Origin of the sequence: Microbacterium sp. 69-7 (assembly GCF_001897985.1) — a bacterium.
Lineage (GTDB): Bacteria > Actinomycetota > Actinomycetes > Actinomycetales > Microbacteriaceae > Microbacterium > Microbacterium laevaniformans.
Genome location: NZ_MKRU01000011.1, coordinates 1 through 4151 on the forward strand (window position 1 = coordinate 1; position 4151 = coordinate 4151).

4 protein-coding genes and 1 pseudogene are annotated in these 4151 nt (G+C 70.0%); all 5 read left to right on the forward strand.

Annotated elements, in window-relative coordinates:
* The first annotated feature begins 2 nt into the window (after positions 1–2).
* On the forward strand, positions 3–1424 hold the full coding sequence (locus BGN98_RS01300) for an SCO6880 family protein (RefSeq protein ID WP_288119056.1): 1422 nt from the start codon (positions 3–5) through the stop codon (positions 1422–1424).
* Between the two features lie 33 nt (positions 1425–1457).
* A complete protein-coding gene (locus tag BGN98_RS01305; RefSeq protein WP_125131951.1) occupies positions 1458–1895 on the forward strand; it encodes a hypothetical protein in 438 nt (145 codons plus the stop codon).
* The gene (locus tag BGN98_RS01310) at positions 1892–3376 is read left to right on the forward strand and encodes a putative type IV secretion/conjugal transfer ATPase (protein WP_125131952.1); all 1485 of its coding nucleotides are present in this window, start codon (positions 1892–1894) and stop codon (positions 3374–3376) included. Before BGN98_RS01305 ends, BGN98_RS01310 begins: the two co-directional genes overlap by 4 nt.
* Before the next feature lies 1 nt (position 3377).
* Entirely contained in the window at positions 3378–3968 is a 591-nt protein-coding gene (locus tag BGN98_RS01315; RefSeq protein WP_240640374.1) for a hypothetical protein, read from the forward strand.
* Positions 3965–4151 (forward strand): annotated as a pseudogene (locus BGN98_RS01320) (type VI secretion protein); the annotation flags it as partial. The gene BGN98_RS01315 and the pseudogene BGN98_RS01320, both read left to right, overlap by 4 nt.

Below are 4151 nucleotides of genomic sequence, written 5' to 3' on the forward strand. Positions count from 1 at the left end.
CCGTGCAGTTCTCCCGACTCGCGCATCGTGGCATCCTGCTCGGACTGTCGATCTCACAGTTGATCGTGCTGGGCATCGGCGTGGTCACGGTCGTCGCCACGATCTACACGGGCGGTGGCATGGGGCTGGTCTGGACATCTCCGATCTGGCTCAGCTGTCTGCTGCTCGCGGTCGTCCCCGTGGGCGGGCGCAAGCTCGTGGACTGGCTGCCGATCGTGTCGCGCTGGATGTGGCGGAGCACCGCTGGGCAGTTGATCTTCCGCCGCCGTGTCATCAAGCCGCGTCCCGTCGGCACGCTCGCGCTCCCCGGCGATGCGACCGCGCTGCGCGAATGGGTCGATCCCGAGACGGGCGCGGCGATGGTGCACGACCCCCACGCTCAGACTCTGACCGCGGTGCTGGGGGTGACGCACCCGGCGTTCGTGCTGCTCGATCCGGGCGAGCAGGAGCGGCGGATCAACGGCTGGGGTCGGGTGCTCGCTACCGCGTGCCGCTCAGGCCGGATCGCCCGGCTCCAGGTCTGCGAGCGGACGCTGCCGGACTCAGGCACGGGGCTCGCCGAATGGTGGGCCAGGCACGGCACCGACGACGATTCCTGGCCTGCGACCACCTACCGGGAGCTGATCGAGCGTGCTGGGCCGACCGGCGAGCGCCATGCGACGACCATCTCGATTGCGCTCGATATGAACGCCTCGGGACGACAGATCCGCTCAGCGGGCGGCGGCATCCGTGGAGCTGCCGCCGTGCTGCGTCAGGAGATGACCACGCTCGTCACGGCGCTGCGAGCTGCGGACCTCGCCACGACCGGCTGGCTCGCGCCCGGCGAAGTCGCTGTCATCCTGCGCTCCGCCTACGACCCGGCTGCCGCGCCCGCGCTGGAGCGGCACGCCGACATCGGGCGTTCCCTCGCCACCGCGGGGCCGGTCGCGGTGACCGAGAGCTGGGATCGCGTGCGCACCGACTCCGCGCACCACACCGTGCTTTGGCTCTCCGAGTGGCCGCGCTCGCAGGTGTTCCCCGGATTCCTCGCCCCGCTGCTGCTCACCTCCGGCGTGCAGCGGTCGTTCTCGCTCATCTGCACGCCAGTTCGCGCCGACATCGCGGCCCGCGACCTGCGGAAGAAGAAGGTCGGCCTGCTCTCCGACGCAACCCAACGTGCGAAGATCGGGCAGGTCGAGGACGCCTCGCGCACGGCTGAGTACCAGGACGTGCTCCAGCAGGAGTCCGACCTCACCGCGGGGCACGGCGTGCTCCGCTACACCGGCCTCATCTCCGTCTCCGCGCCCACGGTCGATGAGCTGGATGCCGCCGTCGCCGCCATCGAGCAAGCCGCGGTCCAGGCGTCCTGCGAAACGCGCAGACTCGTCGGCCAGCAGGCCACCGCGTTCGCCGTCGCCGCGATCCCGCTCTGTCGGGACGTGTGACGCACCCAGCCCTCGACCCCGGAAGGAGTAGCCATGCCAACCTTCAGCAACCCCGTGCAGGACGCCACGGAGACCCGCCAGGCGGTGCGGGCGCTCGCTCATGCGAGCCGGGCCTTCGCCGACCCCGAGGACACCTATCAGGTGGTCGGCGAGCTATTAGGGACGCTGCGCTCCCTGGAGCAAGTGCTGGAGCAGGTCGCGGCGGCGCATGTCCTGCACCAAGACAAGGCGTTCCTCGACAACGGCGACCACGAGGCCGGGGTCGACGAGGCTTGGGCCGCCGCCAATGCACTGCGCAGGGCCGCAGAACTCGTCCAGTCAGCCGAGACCGCCGTCGATCAGGCGTCGCAGCATTCGAGCTACATCGCGTGGCACCCGGCACCTGTCGCCAATCGACCTGAGTTGGACCCGTTCTCCCGCGACCCGTTCGAGGCACTCCCGGTCAGCTCCCGGCGAGGACTATCACTATGAGCCCCGGCGACCGCGAGCGCCTGCACACCACGGTCCTGCTCGACCCGGCAGGCGAGCGCCGCGCCGCGCGGAAGGCGCGACGGCGAGCGGCGAGCAAGATCGAGACCGCCGACCGCAAGGCTCAGCAGGAGCGGGCGCGGGCAACATGGGAGGCGGAACGCGAGGCAAGGCGGGCGACGACCTACCTGCCACCGTCCGGCGAGACGCGGCCCGCAGCACTCCGCACGCCCGGCCGTTTCCGGCTGCCGCGCCACCAGGACACAAGCGCGACGCTGGCAGGGGCGTATCCGTTCCTCGCCGAAGGCGGGCTCGGCTCCGCTGGCGTGTTCGTCGGCCAGGATCTCTACAGCGGGGCGTCGTTCGTCTACGACCCGTGGGTGCTCTACGCGCAGGGCATCATCACTGCACCGAACATCGTGCTCGCGGGGATTGTCGGCTCCGGCAAGTCCTCGCTCGCCAAGAGTCTGTATACACGGTCAATCCCATTCGGTCGGAGGGTGTACGTCCCCGGCGATCCGAAAGGCGAGCACACGGCCGTCGCTGAGGCGGTCGGCGGCCGGGCGATCATGCTGGGGCACGGGATGTCTACGCGGCTGAATCCCCTCGATGAGGGGCACCGGCCTTCGGGCCTCAGCGATGCCGAGTGGCAGAGCCAGGTCACCTCCCGACGACGCGACCTGATCGGCGCACTCGCCGAGACCGTCCTCGACCGCGGCCTCACCCCACTGGAGCACACAGCCGTCGACATCGCGCTCGCCGATGCGGTGCGCTCGGCCGAGGTGCCGATCCTTCCGATGGTGGTCGACCGCATCCTCGCTCCGAACGCCGAGAACGACGACGGCAGGCTCGCCGAGGACGGCCGACTCGTCGGACACGCGCTGCGGAGACTCGTGGCCGGTGACTTGGCGGGATTGTTCGACGGCCCGAGCACCGTGCGCTTCGACCCGTCGCTGCCGATGGTGTCGCTAGACCTGTCGCGGGTGGCGGAGAACTCGACGCTCATCTCCGTGCTCATGACGTGTTCGTCGGCGTGGATGGAATCGGCGCTGCTCGACCCGGCGGGCGGCCCGAGGTGGGTCGTTTACGACGAGGCGTGGCGGCTCATGTCGCATCCGGCGCTGCTGCGCCGGATGGACGCACAGTGGCGGCTCGCGCGGCACTACGGCATCGCCAACCTGCTCATTTTCCACAAGCTCAGCGACCTCGACAACGTAGGCGACCAGGGCTCGGCGATGCGTGCGCTCGCCTCGTCGCTGCTCGCCAACGCGGAGACGAGGGTGATCTACCGGCAGGAGAGCGATCAGCTCGGCGCGACCGCCCAGGCCCTGGGGCTCACCGGAACCGAGCAAGGGCTGCTCCCCGGTCTCGGCACCGGGCAGGGGCTCTGGAGGATCAAGAACCGCTCGTTCGTCGTCCAGCACCAGCTCCACCCTGCCGAACTTGCGATGTACGAGACAGGTCAGAAGGCCAGAGGAGCGTGAAATGTCCATCACCCTTTCGCGGCGACGCCGCGCTCGCTCAGCGAGCGCCGAGCAGGAGGACTCAGCCAACGTGCCGCCCGTGCTGCCGGTCGTGACGATGACCGTGCAGGCGAACGCGACGCTGCGCGTCGCGGTCGACGGAGAGCCGTTCGGCCCACCGACGTTCGCTCCGCCGTGGCAGCGGCACTCGTTCGCGCAGATCATCAGCGAAGTGATCGAGCAGCGCCGCTCCCCCGTCCGCGTCGTGGTGCACGAACTCGACGGCACCGTCTACACGGACATCGTGACCGCTCCACTGCACCCTGCATCCCTCGACCAGTCCCCAGCTGAGCTGCCGCCGGCCTCCGTCGAGCACGACGACCTTGCACCCGACGATGCTGCGCCGCTGCACCCGCTCGCACTCCAGAACGCCGAGGGCTTCGTGCCGGGCGAGGATGTTGCCGTCGCGGTCATCGTGCGGCACACCGGAGCAGGCCGCGAAGGTGCAGCTCGGGCGTTGATTGAGACGGGTCTGCTCGACCTCAGCCCCACGCACGAGGTCATCCTGCTCGGCCGCGTATCCGGCACCTGCATCGTCGGGCACCCGGCATGACCAGTTCGTCACCGCGAGCCGGGGCGTTCGGCGACGAGCTGACGAACCTCGCCCTCGGCGCGCTCATCGGTGCGTTGCTGCTGGCCGGTGCGCTGCGCTTGGCCGGGAGCATCGCTGCGTTCGTCACGGGCGCGCCCCAGCCCGCGGCGGGTCTCGAAGCGGGAGTCGGAGTGGTCTTCCGCG